The following is a 22,774-nucleotide window of genomic DNA, read 5'->3' on the forward strand; positions in this document are numbered from 1 at the left end:
GTTTGGCACTCCTGTTCTATAACTGTCATTTCTCGGTGGAGACGAGGCCACGCACGAACCAGCGCTGCAAAAGCCCGACGACGAGAAGTGGCGGCAACATGATGATGAGGGAACCGGCAAGCGTGACATTCCAGTCAGGCGTGCCGTTTTCGGAAGGGAGGAGGCTGGAGAGCGACATCATCACCGTCTTGTAGGACGGGTCGGTCACCATCAGGAGCGGCCACAGATACTGGTTCCAGCCATAGACGAACATGATTGTCGTCAGCGCCAGCATGTTGGTGCGTGATAGGGGCAGGATCATATCGACGAAGAAGCGCATCGGTCCGGAGCCATCCATGCGCGCCGCCTCGGCCAGCTCGTCCGGCAACGTCATGAAGAACTGCCGGTAGAGAAATGTGCCGGTGGCCGTGGCAATCAGCGGCAAGGTCAGGCCCGCATAGGAGTTCAACAGGTTCCATTCGATCTTGATGTCGATGCCGGAGACGGCGTTGATCAGGAGCGCGAAGGGATGGAACATGTCGGCGGCCACCGCATAGGTCGGCACCACGCGCACTTCCAGCGGCAGCATCAGCGTAATGAACACCGTCCAGAAGAACAGGTGCCGCAGCGGCGAGCGGAAGAAGACGATGGCAAAGGCCGTGCAGGCCGACAGCGCCACCTTCCCGACGGTAACAAGCGAGGCCATGATGAAGCTGTTGAGCATGGCATTGCCAAGATTGGCGCGGTTCCAGGCCGCGTGCATGTTCTCGAACAGGCGATCGCTTGGCATGAAGCTGAAGGGCACGCTGTTGATCTGCTGCAGCGATTGGCTGGCACCGGAAATGATGACCATGAAGGGGCCGATCAGCAGCAGGAAGCCGATGATCATCAGGACGTAGGTAAAGGCGTCTGCGTAAGGGGTGCGCTGGATCATCGCCGTCTCACTTGTAATGCACGCGCCGCTCGATGAAGCGGAACTGGATGAAGGTGAAGACCATGATCAGGCCGATCAGAATGATGCTCTGCGCCGAGGCGCCGGAATAGTTGAGCCCCTGGAACGCTTCCTGCACGATGCGGAACACCATGACTTCGGTCGCATGGTTCGGGCCGCCGCCGGTCGTGTGGTGGACGATGCCGAAGGTATCGGAGCCGACAAAGCCTTCGGTCATCATGGTCACGGTCAGGAAGAACAGCGTGGGCGCAAGCAGCGGCACCTGAATATCGATTGCGCGGCGGATCGGACCGGATCCATCCATCGCAGCCGCTTCCGTCAGGCTGCGCGGTACCGATTGCAGTCCGGCCAGCAGGAAGATGAAGGTGTAGCCCGCCCATTTCCAGATGAAGATGATGATGACCAGCGCCAGCGCATGGCTGCCGAATTTGGCCGGATTCCAGATATCGGGATAAATCGCGTTCAGCGAGGCGGCGAGGCCGCGTTCGGGCGAGAGGATGAAGCGAAACGCCATGCCCGCTGCCGGACCGGCAATGGCAAAGGGCAGGATGTAGAGGACGCGGAAGAAACCGGAGCCCGGCAGTTGCCGATCGACCGCCAGCGCGAGCGTGAGGCCGATGAGAATGGCAAAGAACGGGCCGACGATTGCAAAGATCAGGCTGACGGTCACCGAGTTCCAGTAAAGCGGATCGGCGAAGGTCTCGTAGAAATTGGCAAGTCCGACAAATTCCGCGGCCCCGCCGAACGGCGGCTCCAGCGTGAATGCCCAGTTCACCACCGCCACGGCAGGCCAATAGAAGAACAGGGCAATGAGAGCGAACTGCGGCAGGGCAAAAAGCAGGGGTAGCCAGGTGCTCTTGAAGACGGAGCGCTTTTCCATGGAAATTCCAATAGACAGTCTGGATGATCGTGCCACCCGTGTTCACGGGTGGCACTGTATGAGCGCTTAGTTGATGGAGACGCCCGAGAAGGTCTTTTCGAAGCGGCGCAGGCCGACATTGGAGCGCTCGACGGCCTTGTCGAGTTCCTGCTGAACGTCGCCGTTCTGCATGTAGATCGCCTCAAGTGCCGTGGAGAGTTCCTTGCGGATCTGCGTGAAATTGCCGAGGCGGATACCGCGTGTGGTATCGGTCGGCTCGGTCAGCGTCAGGCTTTCGATGGCGACTTCACGGCCCTTGTACGGCGCCTTGTCGTAGAAGCCGTTCTTCTTCATGCTCTCGAAACCGGTCTTGGTGACCGGGATGTAGCCGGTGACGGTGGACCACCATTCGACCATGTCCGGCTGGGCAATGAAGTTGAGGAACGCCGCAGCGCCCTTGTATTCAGCATCCGGACGGCCAGCCATGACCCACAGCGAAGCGCCGCCAACTAGCGACTTCTTGCGCTCGGTGCCCTTGAAGACTGGCAGCATGGCAACATCCCACTTCACGCCTTCCGGCAGCGTCTTGCCGACGGTGCCGTGGTCGGCAATCGAGCTCATCGCCATCTGGCAGGTCTGCGAGGTGAAGGAAGGAACCGTGTCCATGCCGAGCGTCTTGGTCTTGACGACGAAGAGCTTCTCGTCCTGCATCTTCTTGAAGAACTTCAATTCGTCGACGACCTTGGTCTTGTTGACGACGAGTTCCGCATTCAGGCCCTTATAGCCATTGCCTTCCGTGGCAATCGGCTGGTCATGGATGGCGGAGAACTGTTCGATCAGCGGCCAGGTATCGAAATTGAATGCCAGCGGGCATTCGTAACCGGCAGCCTTCAGCTTCTTGGCGGCCTCGGCAACATCTTCCCAGGTTTCCGGCTTGCCGGTCACGCCAGCCTTTTCGAAGGCGCTGACATTGTAATAGAAAACGGCGGTGGAAGAGTTGAACGGGAAGGAGTTCAGCTCACCAGCGGCCGTTGCGTAGTAGTTGGCAATGCCGGGGAAATAGTTGCTCCAGTCGATCTTGTAGCCATTGTCGGCCATCAGCTGCTTGGCCGGAACGAAGGCCTTGGACAACATCATGTCCAGCGTGCCTGCATCATAAATCTGCGCGATGGCGGGGTGCTTCTTGGCGCGGTAGGCGGCAATCGTGTTCTGCAGCGTCGCGTCATAGCTGTTTTGCGAGGTGCAGACGATTTCATAATCCGGCTGCGACGCGTTGAACTTCTTGCAGGCGTCCTGCACACGCTCGCCGAGATCGCCGGAGAGGCCGTACCAGAATTCGAATTTTGTCTTTTCAGCATGAGCGGCCGTGGTGCCGAGCGCGGCGACGACAGCAAGCGATGCCACGAAGGAAGAAAGGGTCGACGTTTTCATGAGGGGAGCCTCGTTGGAAAGAAACGATGGCCTGGTCGCGGAATTTTTCGGCCCGGCGAGCAAAACCGGCGCCGTCCTAACAATGCTGTATGACAGGTCGCGGACGTTTTCTTGAATATTGGATGACGGGTATTTGTGGTCTGACCGTCATCGACCATCGAAGGGATCATCACCGAGCTGTTACGAGAAGCGCTTCGATGCTCTGCAATTTCTTGCCCCAAGGCATGGATTTGCGCGAATCTTATGTATAATCACACGTGTAAGCACTGACCTGCACCATCGTGCCAGCCCTTGAGCGATGGCGTTTTTCATTTCATACCGGGCCGGATCATCTGAATGCGCTCTTTGATGGCACGATTGAAAAATCTCGGTCTTCGAACTTCCATTGTGTGCATGACAGCACTTGCGTTAAGTGGCGTCGCGCGTGCCGAAAGCGGGAACTTGCCGGTGCTCTTCGACAAGCAGGAACGTCTTCCGGGTGCCGACCTGTCGTCTATCCCCCGCGTCCGGTTCCTGATGTCGGTCGATTTCCCGCCCTTCAATTTCACCGATCAGGACGGCAGGCTGGTGGGTTTCCATGTCGATCTCGCCCGCGAGATCTGCGCCCAGCTGAAGATCGAAAGCAAATGCCAGGTCCAGGCGCTCCCTTTCGATGAGTTGGAGGCGGCGCTGGAGCTCGGCGAGGGAGAGGCCGTGATGTCGGGCGTTGCCTCGACGTCGGATCTGCGCAAGAGCTTCAGCTTTACGCGACCTTATCTGCTGCTGCCCGCGCGTTTCGCAGTGTCGAAAGCTGCCAAGCTGGAGGGACAATCGGCTGCCACTGCTCTGACCGGCAAGAAGGTCGGCGTCGTCAGCAATTCGCGCCATGAAGCGATGCTGAAATCATTCTTCCCGAACGTCGTTCCTACCGGTTTTGCCGGCTACGAGCCGATGTACGAGGCTCTGAAAACCGGCAAGGTCGATGCGGTCTTTGCCGACAGCCTGCGTCTGCCCTTCTGGGTCGCCGGCACGGCGTCGGAAAATTGCTGCGCCATGTTCGATGGCCCCTATATGTCGGACAAATTCCTGGGCGAGGGGCTCTCGATCATGACGGTCGATCCCGAAAACAAGCTCGTACCCGCCTTCGATCAGGCGCTAGCAGCCCTTTCGCGCAACGGGCGCCTCGAGGAAATCTACCGCCGCTATTTCCCTTACGGACTTTTCTGACGTCAGACAGTCAATAAGGTGGTGTCAGCCACTTACGCCACAAGAGCAGGTTGGTTCAGCTTGGATAGCTGAATCACCGCCTGCGTCCGACTATCCACATTGAGCTTCAGCAGAATGGCCGAGACATGCGCCTTGATCGTCGCTTCGGAGACGTTCAGCTCATAGGCGATCTGCTTATTCAGCAAGCCTTCCCCAAGCATGCCGAGCACGCGGCTTTGCTGTGGCGTCAGGGTCCTCAGCCTGTTGATCAGGTCCGCCATGTCGGCATCCTGATCGCGACTGGACTGACAGGAGGCTGGGATCCAGACGTCGCCTTCCAGCACGGTGCGGATGGCTGTACGGATATCATCTATGCCGGACGACTTGGAAATGAAGCCGGACGCGCCAAGCTCGATCGCACGGCGCATGGTGGCCGGGTCGTCGGTGGCCGACACGATGATGATCGGCAGGCTGGAAAATTCCGCCCGCAGTGCCATCAGGCCGGAAAAGCCGCTGACACCCGGCATAGCGAGATCAAGCAGCATGAGATCGGCATCCGGCTGCTCTTCCGCGCAGCGTCTCGCATCGTCGAAATCGCCCGCTTCGATGAAACTATTGTTGCCTTCGAGACCACCCACTGCCTGACGCAGAGCGCCGCGAAACAGCGGATGGTCATCCGCAATGATAATCGTGAGTTCTGCCATGCCGCGCCCCCTCCCAAGAGCATTTCATGCGACTCTTCCTCCCGCAGGCCGACAGGCGACTGCGCTGATAAGATTGCGCCAAATCGTGAGCAACACAAGTCTTCAATTGCAGCCAAGCCTCACTACCTCCCGGTCGAGGATAAAAATCTGTGTGAAGCGATGGACAACAGATACCATTTGCGGCAAACCGCCCTGACATGAAGGAGATGCCCGATGAGCCAGACACCCCCTGTCATCTACAAGATCGTGCCGGATGCCCTGTGGCAGACAGCAAAGCACGAGGGTGTTTTCAAAGGGGCGGCAATCGATCTGACCGATGGCTACATCCATTTCTCCACGGCCGATCAGGTGAAGGAAACGGCAGCCCGCCACTTCGCCGATCAGCAGGACTTGCTTCTCATCGCGGTTGATGGTGGCGCTCTCGGCGACAAGCTGGTGTTCGAGCCCTCCCGTGGCGGCGACCTCTTTCCGCATCTCTATGGCGAGCTTCCGCTCAATGCCGTGCTATGGGAAACGCCCTTGACGCTGGGCGACGATGGCGCCCACCAGTTTCCGGAGGTCTGAGCATGAGCGGATTGTTCTCTTCTCTTGGACGCAAGGGTCTTTTCCTGCTCGATCCCGAAGTCGCGCATGGCATGTCGATTGCAGCTTTGCGCAGCGGCTTTATCCCCACCTGCCACGTGCCGCATGATCCGCGCCTGCAGCAGACGGTGGCGGGACTGATCTTCCCCAATCCGCTCGGTATGGCCGCGGGCTACGACAAGAATGCCGAAGTTCCAGGCCCACTCCTCAAGCTCGGTTTCGGATTTACCGAGATCGGCACTGTGACGCCGCGCGCGCAGGCGGGCAACCCAAAGCCGCGCATCTTCCGACTGGTGGAAAACGAGGCCGTTATCAACCGCCTTGGCTTCAACAATGAAGGACATGCGGCGGCACTTTCGCGCCTCATTGCCGCTGGCCTGCGCGGCATCGTCGGTGTGAACATCGGCGCCAACAAGGATAGCGATGATCGCATCGCCGATTACGTGAAGGGCATCGAAACCTTCTCCTCCGTGGCCTCTTATTTCACGGCCAACATCTCTTCTCCCAACACGCCAGGCCTTCGCGATCTTCAGGCGCGCGAAAGCCTTTCGGCACTTCTTTCCGCGGTGCTGGCGCAGCGCGATCGCGAGGCGGAAAAGCTGTCGCGCCACGTCCCCGTCTTCCTGAAGATCGCCCCTGATCTGACAGAGGAAGGGCTCGACGACATTGCCGCCGAGGTCCTGTCGCACCGGCTGGACGGCCTGATCGTCTCCAACACCACGCTTTCCCGAGACGGACTGGTGCCGGGCAGCAACAACCAGGAAACCGGCGGCCTCTCCGGCAAGCCGCTCTTCGAACGCTCAACCGCGGTGCTGGCAAAGATGCGCAAACGCGTCGGACCGGACCTGCCGATCATCGGCGTCGGCGGTGTGTCCTCTGCAGAGACTGCTTTGGAAAAAATCAGGGCAGGGGCCGACCTGGTCCAACTCTATTCCTGCATGGTCTACGAAGGGCCGGGCCTGCCGGGCAATATCATTCGCGGCCTGTCGGAGAGACTGCAGCGTGACGGTATCAGGAATATCCGTGATTTGCGCGACAGTTCAGTGGAAAGCTGGGCGGCGCGGTCGATTTAAACGGCCCGCTCCCTTTCGCTGTGGCCATCCTCGCATCAAGCGCGAGGATCACGACAGAGACTGTGATGAATGTCAGCTCGCATAGTGCGCGAACACGCCTCTATCAGGCGCAAAGCACCATCGCCCAATAGGGCCGGTTCTTTGCCGCGCTGTCATAGGCGACAGCAACACCAAGCCCGCCATAATTGCCGAGCATGTTTTCCAGGTGATGCGGCGAGCCGATCCAGGCTTTGACCACCCGCTCGACCGTGTCTTGACCTGCGGCGACGTTTTCTGCTGCAGGCAGGGGCACGTTGCCGTTTTTCATGCGAATGAGGAAACTGTCGGTGATGCCGATGAGATGCGCCATCTTCTGCGCCTTCACCATGCGGTTGGCCTGATAAATGGCCGCCTGCTGTGCCGCCGGGTTGGCAGAAAGCGTCGAGAGACCTTTCGAGCAGCGAAGTTCGTTGACCATGGGCAACGCCGCCGCCGTCTCGTCGCGGGTGCCGGATGGCAGGCCCTTATTGGTGGGAACGGAAACGCAGGCCGATAGAACGGAGCCAGCGGACAGCAGCACGAAGCCGCGCCGGGAAAAATTCGTCAGGGAATGGTCGGTCATATCAACGCAAGCTTAGAAGTCTGAGGACGATGAAGACGGGGATGACGATGACCGCGCCCGCCAGAAGATAGTCGCCGATGCTGCCAAGCGCGTGGAAGCCCGAATACCAGATGTTCATAACGAAGTCGCGCACACCATAGATGATGCTCCACGGCGTCAGCCCGAAGACGGCCATCAGAAATCCGACGACCAGCGATATCACCAGCAGCTTGACGATCGTGCGCCCAACGCTGTCACCCAGCACCTTGTTGACCTCACCGGCCATCAGCAAATCTCCTACAGCCTGTCATCGAACAAACCCGTATCCGCGGGATGATGACAAACACCTTCAAACCTTGATCAAGACATATGAAGCGCGGCGCTTCGATGCAAGCATCGCGGTGTTTACACCGTCGATCCGGGCTTTGCGATGAAATAGGACTTGAGTTTTTTTATGGCTTGATGAAAGAGAGCCCACCTCTTTCAGGAAAAATTCGTGAATGGCCCAGAACCAGCATTCTTCCGGCGACGTCATTGCTGATCGTCGTGCCGATTACGCCCGCATGCTGGCAGAAAGCGGCGACCACCAGGCTGCCGCGGAATTGATCGAACAGGCGCTGGAACTTGCCCCACTTTGGACAGCAGGCTGGTTTCGACTGGGCGAGTACAGCGAAAAGGCGGGTCGGCAGGACGATGCAGTGAAGGCTTATGAAAAGGTCGCCGAGCTTGACGAGGAGGGAATATTCGCAGCCCCTCTGAAGCTTGCAGTACTGGGCGCAGCCGAAACGCCCGAGCAGCCACCGAGCCGCTATGTGGAGGGCCTTTTCGACGACTATGCTGATCGGTTCGAAACCTCGCTGGTGAAGAAGCTCGATTACAGCGTGCCGGAGAAGTTGGCGGCTCTCATCGAAACGGCGCGCCCAAGTGGCGAGCGCTTTCGCTGCATGGTCGATATCGGCTGTGGCACAGGATTGCTGGGTGTTGAAATCCGCGACTGGACCGAACGCCTGGAAGGCTTCGACATTTCCACCAACATGTTGGCAAAGGCGGAAGAGAAGGGCATCTACCACCATCTCTCGCAGGCCGATCTTTCTCTTGATGAGGAGACATCCGGCCTCTTTGCCGATGGCCTTCAAAAAGGCCGGGCCGATCTCGTCGCCGCTGCCGACGTGATGATGTATCTCGGCAGCCTTGAGACGGTCATGCCGCTGGTTCTGGCCCTGCTTGAGCGGGGAGGCCTCTTCGCCTTTTCGGTCGAAGATGCGGGTGAGGAGGAGGGTTTCGTCCTTCAGCCCTCGCTCCGCTACGCGCACTCGCAAACCTATGTGAGCAATCTTCTTGCCACCTTTGGCATGGAGATCCTGCAAATCCAAAAAACAACCATTCGCAAGGATGCCGGAAAACCACTTTCCGGCATTCTGTTTCTTGCCGCAAAACCCGCCTGATCTTTTCGTTTCTTGCCATTTTATCGATTGGTCAGGAAGGCTGACATATAGCGGTTGTCGAGCGCCATTTTGCAGTGCAAAATAACCGCATCTCCGCCGCTGGTAGCTTGTGATGACGACGCGGAGACCATCAACAAAATCAGGTCCTGTCGAGGGGATTTCGCATGGCATTCACCAGAAGCGTCTATGGCATGTGGAGTGTGGACCCGGCCAAGCATTCACCGATCGAGGACGTGCAGGGTATCGTCACCGGGAGCATTGTCTCGGCGCTTGGCTTTTACATCCTGAACAAGGTCGGCCTCCTGACCGGTGGCACAGCAGGCGTCGCGTTTCTTATCCATTACGCCTTCGGCATCAGCTTTGGCCTGTTGTTCTTCCTCGTCAATCTGCCGTTCTACTACCTCTCCTTCCGTCGCCTCGGCCTTGCTTTCTCGGTGAAAACGTTCATCTCGATCGGGCTGGTATCGGTCCTGACGGAACTGGAATCGCGCTGGATGGTGATTGACAGCGTCAATCCGCTTTGGGCTGCCATTCTCGGCGGACTTCTCCTCGGTTACGGTCTTCTTGCGCTTTACCGCCACCGTGCCAGCCTGGGGGGCATCGGCATTCTGGCCATCTATATCCAGGATCGTTTCGGCATCCGTGCCGGTCTGATCCAGCTTGCCTTCGACACCTGTGTGATGATCGCCGCCTTTGCGGTCATCGAACCGAAGACGGTGCTCTACTCCATCGTTGGTGCCTTCTTCCTAAACATGTTCCTGGCCATCAATCACCGCTCCGACCGCTACATCGTGGTGCGCTGACGCTTGAAATCTGGCCCGGCGTGGCGCAAGGAAAGCTGTCGAAATCGTGGGGATGGCAATGCGCGATATGATCTGGAAAAACCGTGCAAGGCTGTGGGCCACGACACCCGACCGGCATTCTCTGCTGGAAGATGTTCAGGGTGTTCTTGCCGGAGCCATGTTGGCTTCTCTCGGCGTCACCCTGTTTTCCGCCGCCGGTCTGCTGACAGGCGGAACCGTAGGCCTCGCTTTCCTGGTTCACTATGCAACGGACATGCGTTTTGGTCTTGTCTTCTTCCTGGTCAACCTGCCCTTTTACTACCTTGCCTTTCGTCGCCTTGGACCCGCATTCACGGTCAAGACCTTTAGCGCCATCGCCTTGACGGCGGTGCTGTCCGACATGATGCCGCGACTGTTCGCCTTCCAATCGATCAATCCCATCGCCGCTGCGCTATTCGGCGGATTGACGGTCGCAGCAGGCATGCTGGCGCTCTTCCGCCACCGCGCCAGCCTCGGCGGTTTCGGTATTCTGGCGCTCTATCTGCAGGATCGTTTCGGTTGGCGGGCAGGCTTCATTCAGCTGGCCTTCGATGGCATGGTGCTGCTGGCCTCCTTCTTCATCGCCACGCCCTTCGTCATTCTTTGCTCGGTTCTTGGCGCATTGGTAATGAACCTGGTCATCGCCATCAATCACAGAAACGACCGCTACATCGCCATGTAACGGTCGCTTCGATTGAGAGTGTCAGGCAGCCTTGGCGGCGGCATCGACCGGATGCTGCATTCTGAAGCCGACGGCAATGCGGTTCCAGGTGTTGATCGTACCGATGGCAAGCGTGATCTTGACGATCTCCTCTTCGCTGAAATGCGCTTTCAACGCGTCGAAATCACCATCCGGCGCGCCGGTCTCGGCAATCTTCGTCACCGCATCCACCCAGCCGAGCAGGGCTCTTTCCTGCGCCGTGTAGACGGTCGATTCCCGCCATACGCTCATCAGGTTGATCCATTGCTCCGAAAGCCCGTCGCGGCGGCTCTCCTTCACATGCATGTCCACGCAATAGGCGCAGCCATTGATGATGGATGCGCGTAGTTTGATGAGGTGAATGAAGCGGCGCTCCAGCCCGGAATTTTGCACGAATGTTTCGAGCGCCAGAAGGGCTTTGTAGGATTCGGGCGATGCTTTGGTGTGATTCAGTCTCATTTCCATAGTCGTTTCTCCTTGGTTGCTTGTGGTCATGCGTCATCGTTCGGACAGGCGGTGGCCTGTCCGTCATGGAATTGAAAGAAGTCCTTGTTTCAGCGCGTCGTCTTGCGCTCGTTCAGCTCCAGAAAGGCGCAGCCGCGTGCGGCAATGCCGCCATCGTCTGCGCGGGCGAGGTCAGTACGAATATCCGCAACGGTGGTCTTGGCAAGCTCTGCCCGGTAGGCTCTCTCCGCTTTCAGCATGGCGGCATTGATGCCGCATGGCTTGCTGAAATAGCGGTCAGGCAGCGGGTTTGGACCTCGTTGCCGGATTTCGGCGCAGCGAAAAGCCGGTGCCGGGCCTTCCACCGCAAGCACGATATCGAGAAGCGTTATCTCCTCGGGCTCTTTCGCCAGCCTGTAGCCACCTTTCGGCCCGGGCACTGTCGAAAGAATACCAGCACCTGAGAGCGACTGAAGGTGCTTCAGCAGGTAGCTGGTCGAGACGCCATGAAACTCTGCCAATGCCGCCGCTGACAGTACGCCGTCGGGCGAAAGCGAGGCAAGCATTGCAACGCTGTGGATGGCCTGTTCGACGCCATCGCTCATCTTCATCGGGTCACCTCCATAATCATGGATATTATTTATCCGCGATTATGTGGCTCTGTCAAGCGGCGTCTAAAGGCTCTTCTTTTTTGGAAGAGTTTCACTACCTTAGAGGGGTGAAACACATCGATCCGCCAATCTTAGCGAAAAGCGCCGGAACACTGCCTTTGCCCTTCCAGAAATGGTTTGCGGAGAAGGGCTGGAGTCCGCGTGCGCATCAGCTGGAATTGTCCGCCCAGGCACGGGGCGGGGAAAACATGCTGTTGATTGCGCCGACCGGTGCCGGCAAGACGCTTGGCGGTTTCATGGCATCGCTGACCGATCTGGCCGAGCGTGGCAAGGTGCCACCGGGCTCTGCCTTTGTCGGCGTCCACACGCTCTATATCTCGCCACTGAAAGCGCTCGCCGTCGATATCGAGCGCAACTTGATGAAGCCGGTCTCGGAAATGGGCCTGCCGATTACGGTGGAAACCCGGACCGGTGATACCCCTCAGGGCAAGCGCCAGCGACAGAAGCTCAAACCCCCGGATATTCTTCTGACCACGCCCGAACAGGTCTCGCTGCTGCTCGCCAACAAAGAGGCAGAGCGCTTCTTCAAGGATCTGAAATATGTGGTGCTGGACGAGTTGCACTCGCTCGTCACCTCCAAGCGCGGCCATCTCTTGTCGCTGGCGCTCGCCCGCATCCGCCGCCATGCGCCTGCCATGCGCACCATTGGTCTTTCGGCAACGGTGGCAGATCCGATGGATTTACAGCGCTATCTCGCACCACAGGTGGAAGGCGAACCACCGGCGGGGCTGATCACCGTCGAGGGCGGCGCGAAACCGAATATTGCGATTTTGCAGACGGAGGAGCGTATTCCATGGTCGGGCCATTCGGCCCGCTACGCCATGCAGGATTTGTATCCTGAAATCAAAGACCATCAGACGACGCTGATCTTCGTCAATACCCGCTCGCAGGCCGAGCGAATCTTCCAGGAACTCTGGACGATCAACGACGACAACCTGCCGATTGCGCTCCATCACGGCTCGCTGGATGCCGGGCAGCGGCGCAAGGTGGAACAGGCGATGGCCGAAAACAAGCTGCGCGCCGTCGTCGCCACCTCCACGCTCGATCTCGGCATCGACTGGGGCGATGTCGATCTCGTCGTGCATGTCGGCGCTCCGAAGGGCGCAAGCCGCCTTGCACAGCGTATCGGCCGCGCCAACCACCGCATGGATGAGCCCTCCAAGGCGATCCTCGTTCCTGCCAATCGCTTCGAGGTGATGGAATGCCGCGCGGCGCTCGATGCGAATTACATCGGCGCGCAGGATACTCCCCCGATTGCAGAAGGCGCGCTGGATGTGCTGGCGCAGCACGTGCTCGGCATGGCCTGCGCCGAGCCTTTCGATGCGGATGAGCTTTATCGCGAGGTCACCAGCGCCTCGCCCTACGCCGACCTGTCACGCGAGATGTTCGACCGCGTGGTCGACTTCACCGCAACCGGCGGTTATGCGCTGCGCACCTATGAACGCTACGCCCGCATTCGCCAGATGAAGGACGGGCGCTGGCGTGTCTCCAATCCGCAAGTCGCGCAACAATATCGCCTGAACCTCGGCACCATCGTCGAGGCGGCAGAGCTGAACGTGCGGATGGTGAAGCGCAACGCCAAGGGCACGGTCGGCCGTGGCGGCATGTCGCTGGGCAAGGTGGAAGAGCATTTCCTCGAGCAACTGGTCCAAGGTGATACGTTTCTCTTTGCCGGCAAGGTGCTGCGCTTCGAAGGTATCCGAGAAAATGAATGCCTTGTCAGCCAGGCATTTTCGATGGACCCGAAGATCCCCTCCTATGCCGGGGGCAAGTTTCCGCTCTCCACCTATCTGGCAGATCAGGTGCGCTCCATGCTCGCCGACCCCTCGCGTTGGCATACGCTGCCCGATCAGGTGCGCGACTGGCTGGCGATCCAGAAGGAGAAGTCGATCATCCCGAAGCGGGACGAGTTGCTGGTCGAGACCTTTCCGTTTCGCAAGCGCTTCTTCATGGTCATGTATCCGTTCGAGGGGCGGCTTGCGCATCAAACGCTTGGCATGCTTCTGACCCGCCGGCTGGAGCGGGCAGGGGCAAAGCCCATGGGATTTGTGGCGACCGACTATTCACTCGCCGTCTGGGCGATGGAGGATATGGGCAAACGCCTGCAATCGCGCCGGCTGTCGCTTGCCGACCTGCTGGATGAGGATATGCTGGGCGACGACCTCGAAGCCTGGCTGGATGAATCCTATCTTTTGAAACGCACCTTCCGCAATTGTGCGGTCATCGCAGGACTGATCGAACGCCGTCATCCTGGCAAGGAGAAAACCGGACGGCAGGTCACGGTGTCGGCCGATCTTATTTATGACGTTCTTCGCAGCCATGAGCCGGACCATATCCTGCTGGAAGCCACGCGACGCGATGCGTCGGCCGGACTTTTGGACATTGCTCGACTTGGCGATATGCTAAGGCGAATCAAAGGCCACACGCATCACCGTGCGCTGGACCATGTCTCCCCGCTTGCCGTTCCCGTTATGCTGGAAATCGGCCGCGAAACGGTTGTGGGACAGGCGCAAGACGATGTGCTGGCCGAAGCCGCCGACGAGCTGATTGCCGAGGCGATGGCGTAGGCTTCTTTCGAAGGCCGCGCCGGAAGATACGTGGAAACAAAAGAGAGAGCAGTAAGATTGCTCTTAGGGAATTCGAGACGCCGTGCTGAGCCGCCTTGCCTTGAGTGAAAGATTGTCCACCGGCTTTGAATGCTTCGGAGCCGAAACCGCCATCAATGGCGTTGCGGCGCTGTGCGATCCGCTGGGCGGCCTTTACATGCCGGATCTGTCGCTGCTCGTCGTCTCCGACCTTCATCTGGAAAAGGGTGCGGCCTTCGCGCGGCGCGGTATGATGCTGCCGCCCTATGATACGATCGCGACATTGAAGATCTTCGCCTCGCTGATTGCCCGCTACGATCCGAAGATTGTCGTCAGCCTCGGCGACAATTTCCATGACCGCAAGGGATCGGAACATCTGCCGCTGCCGCTGCGCGACATTATCAAGGAGATGGCAAGAGGCCGCGAATGGATCTGGATCAACGGCAACCATGATCCGGATGGAACGGTGGATCTGCCGGGCTCGTCGGTCGATGAGATGTTCTACGCCAACCTTGTCTTCCGCCATGAGCCGAAGCTGAAGGGTATAGACACGAAAGGCGAAATCGCCGGCCACCTTCATCCATCGGCCACGGTGCGCCGCCGCGACAAGACGGTACGCCGCCCATGCTTCGCCACCGATGGCGCACGCTTGCTGATGCCCGCCTTCGGCGTCATGAGCGGCGGCCTCGATCTGCGCCATAAAGCCATGCGCGGCCTCTTTGACCATGCGGACCTGATTGCGCATCTGATGGGACGCGACCGGATCTATTCGGTTCGGTTTGGAAGCCTGCTGGGATAGGTGGCAATCAGTCCCTGCGGAACAACAGGCTTGCGCCCCAGCCGGTGATCACAGCCGTCAGCACGCAGAGAATACCGTAGACGACCGGCGTCTGATGGGCAGCATTCGTGATCGCCTGCTCCATGCCGGTTTTTACCACGCGCAACTTGAGTTCTCGCTGGGCAACAGGCATGCCGCTCTTGAAGAGGTAGGCTCTGGCGGTATGGACGCCATTCGGCACGTTGGCGGGCAGGCGAAGCGTTGCCCAGAAGAGGCCGGTTCGCTCCAGCCGCACCCCGGTCGTGTCGTTGCGATAGATGCCGCTGGCAAGTTTCAGGCGGCGATAGGCCTCCTGAAAATCATAGACATTGTCCGGCACGCCGGAAAATACCGCGCTGTTCAGTGGAAGATGCTCGACGCCGAGGCCCATGGCCTTCAACGTGCCGGGAGAGGCAATGTCGTTGATGTTGCGGGTGCTGGCCATGGAATAGGATTCCGGCAGGGGCGCGAATGTGATGGCGCTGGTATTGATCCAGATTCCCGCCACCCGGCTCTTTTTACGCACGGTCGTATATTCGTTCGGGCCCTCCAGCGTGACGACGATGTCGTATTGCCCGATGGCAAGCAGCAACTGGTCGGCATTGTTGAGCGCGCCGAACATGGTGAAATCCGCACCGCGAAAATCCGACGCGATCGAGATTTCATTCGTCGATGCACCGATCTCGATGTTCTCTTGAAGCGTCCGCGGCTTGCCCTGAGCGTCTGGAGAGACCGCGAGCGGGGGCGTTTGCGCCAGAGCTGCACCGGCGCAGAAAACCACCAACGATGCAAGTAGGGCAGCGCGCATCAATAGCCAAGCCCTCCGACCGCAACGGAAAAGAGATCTTCCGGTCGCACCACAAGCCCGATGGCAAGGCGGATGCCGACAGCCAGCACCAGAAGCGCCAAAAGTGCGCGCAGCTGCTCGCCGCGCAGCTTCTGCCCGACACGCACGCCATATTGGGCGCCGATGACACCCGCCAGCATGAGAATGAAGGCCAGCACGATATCGACCGAATAGTTCGTCGCCGCCTGCACGATCGTCGTATAGGCGGTGACGAAAATGATCTGGAAGAGCGATGTGCCGACAACGACGTTGGTCGGAATACGCAGGAGATAGATCATCGCCGGCACCATGATGAAGCCGCCGCCGACACCCATCACCGATGTCAGGATACCGATGGCAAAGCCGAGCGCGATGATCGGGATGACGCTGAGATACAGTTTCGACTTCTTGAAGCGCATCTTCAAGGGCAGGCGATGCACCCAGTTATGGTGGCCGGGACGGCGCAGCGGAATGGTTTCATTGCGCGCCGTGCGGCGGATGGCAGAGATGCTCTCCTTCAGCATCAACCCGCCGACGGTCGACAGCAGAATGACGTAGAGAAGCGAAATGATCAGATCGAGCTGGCCGATACTGCGCAACAGAGTGAACAGCCACACACCGACGGTCGCCCCGCAGAGGCCGCCGATCAGCAACATGGAGCCGAGCTTCACATCCAGCGTGCCGCGGCGAAAATGGGTAATGGAGCCGGAGACCGAGGAAGCGACGACCTGGTTTGCCCCCGTGGCAACCGCCACAACCGGAGGAATATTGTAGAAGATCAGAAGCGGGGTGATGAGGAAGCCGCCGCCCACCCCGAACATGCCGGAGAGAAACCCCACAGCCGCGCCCATGCCGAGGATGATGAAGACATTCACCGACAATTCCGCGATGGGCAGATAGACAGTCACAATCGGACCTCTGGCAATGGTTCCGGGCGTCCCGGTCGGCTCGAAGCCACCTGTCCGCCAATTCAAATCTCTGTCCTGAAAGAAGGCTTTAAGGGCCTTCGTTGGTCATGCCCGGCAGGCCACGACCTGTCAATCATTCAACGGCAAATACGTTGATAATTTGAAAAGAAGAAGGGCCGGAGCGACATTGTCGTCCCGGCCCTTCCAATAGCTCTGTTTTTCGTTCGATTACTTGTTGCGGGCGAGCAGCGCCGTCACCAGTTCGTCGGTAATGCGACCGTCCGGAGTCTGGCCGACGGATTTCTGGAAATCCCGAATGGCCGCGACCGTGGTCTTGCCAAGCTTTCCGTCCGGCACACCGGCCTTGAAGCCGTTATTGTTGAGGATGGCCTGAATGTTGCGGATTGCCTTCTGCATGTCGACCGAAGAGGTCTTCACGCCGCCGGCATTGGTCCACTCGTCGGGAAGGTTCACCGAATTGGCGTCTTCATCGAGCGGCGTCACTTTCCAGGCGTCGACTTTGGCCTTGGCGCTGGCAAGCTGCTCCGGCTTCATCGCCTTGGCCACATCGTCGCGCTTCTGGGCTGCATCGGCATCACCATCGCGGGCAGCAATGGCGAACCACTTGTAGGACTCTTCCAGGCTCTGCTGAACGCCGCTGCCGCGCGCGTACAGGATGGCGAGGTTGAACTGGCTGTCGCGAACGCCGAGATCGGACGCTTTGATGAACCAGTCTGCAGCGGCCTTGTAGTCGGGCTGGCCTGCCGCGTCGGATGTCAGCAGGACGGCGAGATTGTGCATGGCGCCGGCATTGCCCTGGCTGGCGGCCATTTCGTAATAGCGCTTGGCTTCCGGCAGATTGCGTTCGACGCCATTTGCCTTCTCATACATGTTGCCGAGACGATATTGCGCCGGTGCGAAGCCACGGTCCGCCGCAAGCTTGTACCACTTGGCTGCCTCTGCGCGATCCGCCTGAACGCCGACGCCATCAGTATAGCGTACTGCGATTTCGAAGAGCGCCAGCGCGTCGCCTTTGCCTGCGGCCTCTGCCAGAGAAGCCGGCGTGAGGCCCGCCGGGACGGCAATGGTCGTTTCAGTCTGCGGTGCGGCCTCGCTGGAGTGGGCGCCAACGGTGTCGGTCTGTGGTGTCACACTTTGCTTTAGCTGCTCGGCCACAGCCATCTCGCCGTGAGGTGCTGCGACATTGATGGCAGGCGCCTCTTGCGGCAGAGGTGCGCCGCCAATCGGCCGCGTGTCGATCAAATGCCCCTGTCTGTCGGCATCGCTCTGCATCCGGTCGGCTGCCGCCTGAGCGGTTTCGTCAACCGGGGCGGTGGAGGGCTCTGTAACGGCCTGATTGGTAACGTCCGGAATTGCGGACGATACAACGCCGGGCTCAGCGTCGTTCGTGCTCGTCGTCACCCGTTGAGCGGGCGGTGTGTCGGAACCAACAAGCGATTTGACCATGGGCATGGCCATCATCGCCAGAAGAATGGCGCCAATGCCGAGCAGAAGTGGGCGACGATAGCGCGCCAGCATGGACGCGCCCTTGGGGCTGCGGCCACTTTTTGCCGACCCGGAGTTTGTCGCCCTTTCTGGCATGGTTTCGAGTGCGGCGGCCTGGGCCGCACGACGTGCAGCTGCGATGAAATCGGCGCGGTTGTCGCCGTCCTTGTCGCCGGCACGCTGAGCATTCTGGCTGGCGCGAACCCGCTCCAGAATCTTCTTCACGTCCGGGGCGCCGGTGCCGGGCTCCAGAAGCTCATTCTCATCGTCGGACGAGAGAAAATCGATCGGATCGAGAGCCGGCGCCGGGTTGACGTTGGTGCGCCCGTTTGCAGGGGCAGACGCGTCACCCTCGGATCTGGCTGCGCCCGATTTGAACCGGCGGGTCAGGCTGGCAAGGAGGCCCTGCTTTTCTTCGGCGACAGGTTTGGCCGCTGCGGGAGGCGCAAAGGCGGTAGCCGTATCCGTATCGAAGGAAGATGTGGCGGTCGCAGCTGCCAGCGAGGAGAGACTTTCCTCCGAGAAGCTGGCGAAAGGCATTGGAGAATTGGAGGCCGAATGCTCTTGCTCATAGGCAGGCTCGGGCGCGCGGCGATCATCCAGCGCATCCAGACGGCTTGCGATCTGCAACAGGGTTTCGTGTAGAGCCTCGAAGGTGCGGTGGGTGCGTTCATCGGTATTGCGGCTCAGGCCCTCGAGTTTGCGAAGGTCGTTTGCCAGTTCCGAAAGCAGCACCATGTCCGCTGGGCTCGCGGTCTGCGCCAGGTTGTTGCGCGTGTGAGCTTCCAGCACCGCTTCCGCTGCCTGTCGTGCAGCCTCGATGATATATTCGTCATTGGACGCCATATAGTCTTCGATTGCGCTCATCCGCGCATCAAGCTCAGGCGGCATGCCCATGGGCTGGGCGTGGCTCTGCTCGTTTAGCATCGAGGACAGATTGGCGATGTGGCTCTCGAGGCTCGCAAGCGCGCCGGGATCGGTATTGCTGGAGCGGGTTGTTTCGTCGAGCTTGGCTGCGATCTTGCCGAGGCGGTCTTCAAGGCGAAGGAAGGCAGAATCATAGGCCGCGTTTTTGCCGGATGCCGGACGCGTATCGATATCGTCGATACGCCGGGCAATCTTGTCCAGCCGCTCGGCCAGCTTGTCATTCACCGCACCATTGCCGAGCAGATCGATCTTCTTGGAAATATCGGTGAGGAACGACGTCAGTTCAGGCTGCGCCGGCGTGCGCTTGGATTGCTCCAGATAGGCAGAGAGTTGGTCGAGTTGCTCGGTAAGCTTCGAGATGTGGCGGTCTGATGACAGCTCCTCAATGCGGTTTGCCAGCGCGTCGAGACGGCCCGTCAGGGCCTCGGACGGCTTGTCCTTCTCAGCACTCATGTCCTTCAGCTGGTCAAGCTGGCCCGAAAGACCGTTGAGGCGGGTCTCAAGCCGTTCCATCAACGCGGCATCTGGCGAATGGTGAGCACGATTGGAGGTCGCGGCGATCGCGCGGCTGATTTCGTCCAGACGCTGATCGACACCGGAAAAATGCTCGGTGAGAACATTCTCGTTCGGCTGAATGCGGCGGCCCAACTGCTCGACGAAGCCCGCCATGGTGATGAGCTTGTCCTCCAGCGCGCGGATGGCCGGGTTGTTATTGGCATTGCCAAGGTCGCTCTTGATGTCGTCAAGACGATAGGCGAGCGCGACGATCTCTTCCTTCAGCGCAGTCTGGTCGAAACCGCGTAGCGTGTCTTCGACCTCGTCCCAACGACGCTCCATCTTGTGCATGCTGTCCTGGCGAGCCATCTGCTCGACCAGCGAGCGGAGTTCCTCGACCTCGGAGCGCAGTGCCTGGGATTCCGGTCCGGACGTCGTGCTGAGGCGGTCGATGCTCGCGGCAAGCCGGGCAACGTCTTCGCGAATATCCTCGGCGAAATCCTGGTTTTCGGCAAAGGAGCGGATGTTGCGCAATTCGCTGCGCACACCCTGCATCTCGCGCGCAACGCCTTCGGAGAGTTCGTTCTTCAATTCCTGTCGCAGGTTGACGAGTGCTTCGGCCACTTCGCGCAACGCTGCATCGCCCTGCGAGGCCGGTGCTGGGGCGGCTGGTGCGCGTGAAGGGCGGCTGCGCTCGACACGCGCTGCTTCTACCGGAGCTGCCGGTCGCGTGCGATAGGCCGGAATGGCGGTGGAGGCACGGTAATCCTGATCGTCATAACGGCGCTGTTCCTGCTGCATCGCGCTGCGGGCAGGCTGCGGCGCTTCATAGGCGTCGCGGCTCCAGCGGTCATCGAGCGCTTGCTGACGGCGGCGAATTTCATCGACGGGATCGAATCGGCGAGAGCTTGGTTCGCGCTGGGGACGAGGCGGTGCAGGCGCGCGCTCCGGCGGGCGTTCGGCAGGTGGTTCGCGACGGCTTCTTTCCATCGGCCCGCCCAGCAGGTCTTCAAGCCGTGCTTCCAGGCCTTCGATGGTGCGATTGAGCGCGTCCAGCGACGATCTGTCACTCTGTCCTCGGGAATTCGATCGCAATCCGCTCATCTTGCTGCTCGCTTCGTCTTTGCCGTTTGACCCTTCCACCGACTGGAAAGGGGTATGCCGTTCTTCTCCTCTGGAACTGCGTCGTTTCCGAAGCACTTCCTTAAAACAGGACAATTGCCTATCTATGGTTAATTAAGAGTTAATTAGAATTTACTGCTTTAATACTTTCTTCATGATTATCCTTGCGCGAAACTTGATGCGGTATACACGATATTGTTGCAAATAGTGATGAGGGGAAAATTCTCGCCAAAGACATTTGACGTTTACGCGCACGTCAAATATTGTGAGCTCATCTTGAGGTCGGATAAGGTCCGGCGAACGATGCGGAGGAACATCGGTAATGCCTGTGTACAAGGCCCCTATTAAGGACACTCTTTTCATTCTCAACGACGTTCTGGGTCTGGAGCGCTACAACAACCTGCCCGGTTTCGAAGACGCAACGCCGGATATGATCGAGGCGATTACCGGCGAGGCTGCAAAGCTTGCCGAAGAGCAACTCTTCCCGCTCAATCTTTCCGGCGACCAGCAAGGCTGCAAGCGCGCCGAAGATGGCACGGTCTCCGTGCCGGACGGTTTCAAGCAGGCCTATGACGCTTACTGTGAAGGCGGTTGGAGCGGTCTGGCCGTGCCTGCCGAGTATGGCGGGCAGGGGCTTCCCTACACGCTGCACGCCGCCGTCGGCGAATTCATGTCGTCTGCCAACCTGTCGCTGATGATGTATCCCGGCCTGACGCAGGGCGCGATTGCCGCGATCCTCGTTCACGGCACGGATGAGCAGAAGCAGACCTATCTGCCCAACATGGTGGCCGGCACATGGTCCGGCACCATGAACCTGACCGAGCCGCATTGCGGCACCGATCTCGGCCTGCTGCGCACCAAGGCCGTGCCGCAGGGTGACGGCACCTACAAGATCTCCGGCCAGAAGATCTTTATCTCCGCCGGCGAACATTCCATGACGGACAATATCATCCATCTGGTGCTCGCCCGTATCGAGGGCGCACCGGAAGGCACCAAGGGCATTTCGCTCTTCATCGTGCCGAAGTTCCTGGTCAATGCCGATGGCTCGCTTGGCGAGCGCAATGGCGCGGTCTGTGGCGCGATCGAGCACAAGATGGGCATCCACGGCAACGCCACCTGCGTCATGAACTATGACGACGCGACCGGCTACCTGATCGGCGCAGAGAACAAGGGCCTTTCGGCCATGTTCGTGATGATGAACGAGGCGCGCCTCGGCGTCGGTTTGCAGGGTCTTTCGATCGGCGAGATCGCTTACCAGAACGCTGCAAACTACGCCCGCGATCGTATCCAGGGCCGTTCGCTCTCCGGTGCCAAGCATCCGGACAAGAAGGCGGATCCGATCATCGTTCACCCCGATATCCGTCGTTCGCTGTTGACGATCCGCGCCTACAACGAAGCCGGCCGCGCCTTCCTGCTGTGGACCGCGCTGCAATCGGACATTGCACATCGTTCGACCGACGAGGCGGCACGCCAGGCGGCAGACGACCTGCTCGGCCTCGTCACCCCGATCGTCAAGGGTGTGTTGACCGACAAGGGCTTCGACCACGCAGTTGCCGCTCAACAGGTCTATGGCGGTCACGGCTATATCGAAGAATGGGGCATGAGCCAGTATGTGCGCGATGCCCGCATCACCATGATTTACGAGGGTGCCAACGGCATCCAGGCGCTCGATCTGGTTGGTCGCAAGCTTGGTCTCAATGGTGGCCGCGCCGTTATGGCGCTATTCAAGGAAATCGGCGATTTCTGCGAAGAAAACCGCGCGGACGAAAATCTGGTCGTCTACACCAAGGGCCTGAAGAAGGGCTTGAACGATCTGCAGGCTGCAACCATGTGGTTTATGCAGAATGCCATGGCAAAGCCGGACAATGCCGGTGCCGGCTCCACCGACTATATGCATCTCTTCGGTCTGGTGGTCCTCGGCTACATGCATGCGCGTATGGCGAAGGCGGCCCAGGCTTCGCTGGCCTCCGGTTCTTCCGACGAGGAATTCCTGAAGGCCAAGCTCGTCACGGCCCGCTTCTTCATGGAACGCCTGATGCCGGAAACGGCGCTGCGCAAGACCCGCATCGAAGCTGGCAGCGACACGATGATGGAACTCGCTGCCGAAGCGTTCTGAAACGGATCAGGAGGCCGCATGCGGCCTCCAACAATTTTCAGGCAGT

The 22,774-nt window shown here is 59.5% G+C and carries 20 protein-coding genes; 9 read left to right on the top strand and 11 right to left on the bottom strand.

Annotation, left to right across the window (positions count from 1 at the left end):
- Positions 1-25: 25 nt before the first annotated feature.
- The 3 genes from ACTJKV_RS01600 to ACTJKV_RS01610 form a co-directional block, all read right to left on the bottom strand.
- The gene (locus ACTJKV_RS01600) at positions 26-913 is read right to left on the bottom strand and encodes an ABC transporter permease subunit (protein ID WP_440598417.1); all 888 of its coding nucleotides are present in this window, start codon (positions 911-913) and stop codon (positions 26-28) included.
- A 7-nt stretch (positions 914-920) separates the two neighbouring features.
- On the bottom strand, positions 921-1,811 hold the full coding sequence (locus tag ACTJKV_RS01605) for a carbohydrate ABC transporter permease (protein WP_112955722.1): 891 nt from the start codon (positions 1,809-1,811) through the stop codon (positions 921-923).
- 66 nt (positions 1,812-1,877) lie between these two features.
- Positions 1,878-3,221 carry an extracellular solute-binding protein gene (locus tag ACTJKV_RS01610; RefSeq protein WP_111849979.1) on the bottom strand — a complete coding sequence of 448 codons (1,344 nt, stop codon included), beginning with the start codon at positions 3,219-3,221 and terminating at the stop codon, positions 1,878-1,880.
- Between the two features lie 441 nt (positions 3,222-3,662).
- Between ACTJKV_RS01610 and ACTJKV_RS01615 the strand changes: the two genes are divergently transcribed.
- Positions 3,663-4,427, top strand: coding sequence for a transporter substrate-binding domain-containing protein (locus ACTJKV_RS01615; RefSeq protein WP_062427295.1), 765 nt, complete (start codon positions 3,663-3,665; stop codon positions 4,425-4,427).
- A 32-nt stretch (positions 4,428-4,459) separates the two neighbouring features.
- Here the strand turns inward: ACTJKV_RS01615 and ACTJKV_RS01620 are convergent, their stop codons facing one another.
- Complete coding sequence (locus ACTJKV_RS01620) at positions 4,460-5,110, bottom strand: response regulator transcription factor (protein ID WP_062445526.1); 651 nt, start codon at positions 5,108-5,110, stop codon at positions 4,460-4,462.
- Positions 5,111-5,323: 213 nt separating this feature from the next.
- Between ACTJKV_RS01620 and ACTJKV_RS01625 the strand changes: the two genes are divergently transcribed.
- Together ACTJKV_RS01625 and ACTJKV_RS01630 are read left to right on the top strand one after the other, a co-directional pair.
- Positions 5,324-5,674 (top strand): DUF952 domain-containing protein, encoded by a 351-nt coding sequence (locus ACTJKV_RS01625; RefSeq protein WP_113178634.1) that lies wholly within the window; start codon positions 5,324-5,326, stop codon positions 5,672-5,674.
- A 2-nt stretch (positions 5,675-5,676) separates the two neighbouring features.
- Positions 5,677-6,765 (top strand): quinone-dependent dihydroorotate dehydrogenase, encoded by a 1,089-nt coding sequence (locus ACTJKV_RS01630; protein WP_274100928.1) that lies wholly within the window; start codon positions 5,677-5,679, stop codon positions 6,763-6,765.
- Between the two features lie 103 nt (positions 6,766-6,868).
- Here ACTJKV_RS01630 and ACTJKV_RS01635 read toward each other — a convergent pair whose 3' ends face one another.
- Positions 6,869-7,366: a CAP domain-containing protein gene (locus tag ACTJKV_RS01635; protein WP_274100927.1), complete on the bottom strand. Its 498-nt coding sequence runs from the start codon at positions 7,364-7,366 to the stop codon at positions 6,869-6,871.
- 1 nt (position 7,367) lies between these two features.
- Positions 7,368-7,631 carry a DUF6460 domain-containing protein gene (locus ACTJKV_RS01640; RefSeq protein WP_274100926.1) on the bottom strand — a complete coding sequence of 88 codons (264 nt, stop codon included), beginning with the start codon at positions 7,629-7,631 and terminating at the stop codon, positions 7,368-7,370.
- A 214-nt stretch (positions 7,632-7,845) separates the two neighbouring features.
- On the opposite strand from ACTJKV_RS01640, the gene ACTJKV_RS01645 reads away from it, so the two are divergent.
- From ACTJKV_RS01645 to ACTJKV_RS01655, 3 genes are all read left to right on the top strand, one after another.
- The gene (locus tag ACTJKV_RS01645; protein ID WP_274100925.1) at positions 7,846-8,790 is read left to right on the top strand and encodes a class I SAM-dependent DNA methyltransferase; all 945 of its coding nucleotides are present in this window, start codon (positions 7,846-7,848) and stop codon (positions 8,788-8,790) included.
- Positions 8,791-8,981: 191 nt separating this feature from the next.
- The gene (locus ACTJKV_RS01650) at positions 8,982-9,593 is read left to right on the top strand and encodes a YitT family protein (protein WP_062427294.1); all 612 of its coding nucleotides are present in this window, start codon (positions 8,982-8,984) and stop codon (positions 9,591-9,593) included.
- A gap of 67 nt (positions 9,594-9,660) precedes the next feature.
- Complete coding sequence (locus ACTJKV_RS01655) at positions 9,661-10,293, top strand: YitT family protein (protein WP_062445513.1); 633 nt, start codon at positions 9,661-9,663, stop codon at positions 10,291-10,293.
- 21 nt (positions 10,294-10,314) lie between these two features.
- Here the strand turns inward: ACTJKV_RS01655 and ACTJKV_RS01660 are convergent, their stop codons facing one another.
- Both ACTJKV_RS01660 and ACTJKV_RS01665 read right to left on the bottom strand, forming a co-directional pair.
- A complete protein-coding gene (locus ACTJKV_RS01660; protein WP_062427018.1) occupies positions 10,315-10,776 on the bottom strand; it encodes a carboxymuconolactone decarboxylase family protein in 462 nt (153 codons plus the stop codon).
- A gap of 89 nt (positions 10,777-10,865) precedes the next feature.
- Positions 10,866-11,366, bottom strand: a complete 501-nt coding sequence (locus tag ACTJKV_RS01665; protein WP_274100924.1) for an RrF2 family transcriptional regulator — start codon at positions 11,364-11,366, stop codon at positions 10,866-10,868.
- Positions 11,367-11,407: 41 nt separating this feature from the next.
- On the opposite strand from ACTJKV_RS01665, the gene ACTJKV_RS01670 reads away from it, so the two are divergent.
- Positions 11,408-13,993, top strand: a complete 2,586-nt coding sequence (locus ACTJKV_RS01670; RefSeq protein ID WP_274100923.1) for a ligase-associated DNA damage response DEXH box helicase — start codon at positions 11,408-11,410, stop codon at positions 13,991-13,993.
- 82 nt (positions 13,994-14,075) lie between these two features.
- Positions 14,076-14,810: a ligase-associated DNA damage response endonuclease PdeM gene (gene pdeM, locus ACTJKV_RS01675; protein WP_113259890.1), complete on the top strand. Its 735-nt coding sequence runs from the start codon at positions 14,076-14,078 to the stop codon at positions 14,808-14,810.
- A gap of 7 nt (positions 14,811-14,817) precedes the next feature.
- Here pdeM and ACTJKV_RS01680 read toward each other — a convergent pair whose 3' ends face one another.
- From ACTJKV_RS01680 to ACTJKV_RS01690, 3 genes are all read right to left on the bottom strand, one after another.
- The gene (locus ACTJKV_RS01680; RefSeq protein ID WP_062427014.1) at positions 14,818-15,636 is read right to left on the bottom strand and encodes a TIGR02186 family protein; all 819 of its coding nucleotides are present in this window, start codon (positions 15,634-15,636) and stop codon (positions 14,818-14,820) included.
- Positions 15,636-16,562: a sulfite exporter TauE/SafE family protein gene (locus tag ACTJKV_RS01685; RefSeq protein ID WP_062427292.1), complete on the bottom strand. Its 927-nt coding sequence runs from the start codon at positions 16,560-16,562 to the stop codon at positions 15,636-15,638. The genes ACTJKV_RS01680 and ACTJKV_RS01685 overlap by 1 nt, the downstream gene beginning before the upstream one ends.
- 228 nt (positions 16,563-16,790) lie before the next feature.
- Positions 16,791-20,594, bottom strand: coding sequence for a peptidoglycan-binding protein (locus tag ACTJKV_RS01690; RefSeq protein ID WP_274100922.1), 3,804 nt, complete (start codon positions 20,592-20,594; stop codon positions 16,791-16,793).
- 340 nt (positions 20,595-20,934) lie between these two features.
- Here ACTJKV_RS01690 and ACTJKV_RS01695 point away from each other — a divergent pair, with 340 nt between their 5' ends.
- Entirely contained in the window at positions 20,935-22,728 is a 1,794-nt protein-coding gene (locus ACTJKV_RS01695; protein ID WP_113259891.1) for an acyl-CoA dehydrogenase C-terminal domain-containing protein, read from the top strand.
- Positions 22,729-22,774: the final 46 nt, after the last annotated feature.

The organism is Agrobacterium sp. 22117 (genome assembly GCF_052045735.1).
Lineage (GTDB): Bacteria > Pseudomonadota > Alphaproteobacteria > Rhizobiales > Rhizobiaceae > Agrobacterium > Agrobacterium cavarae.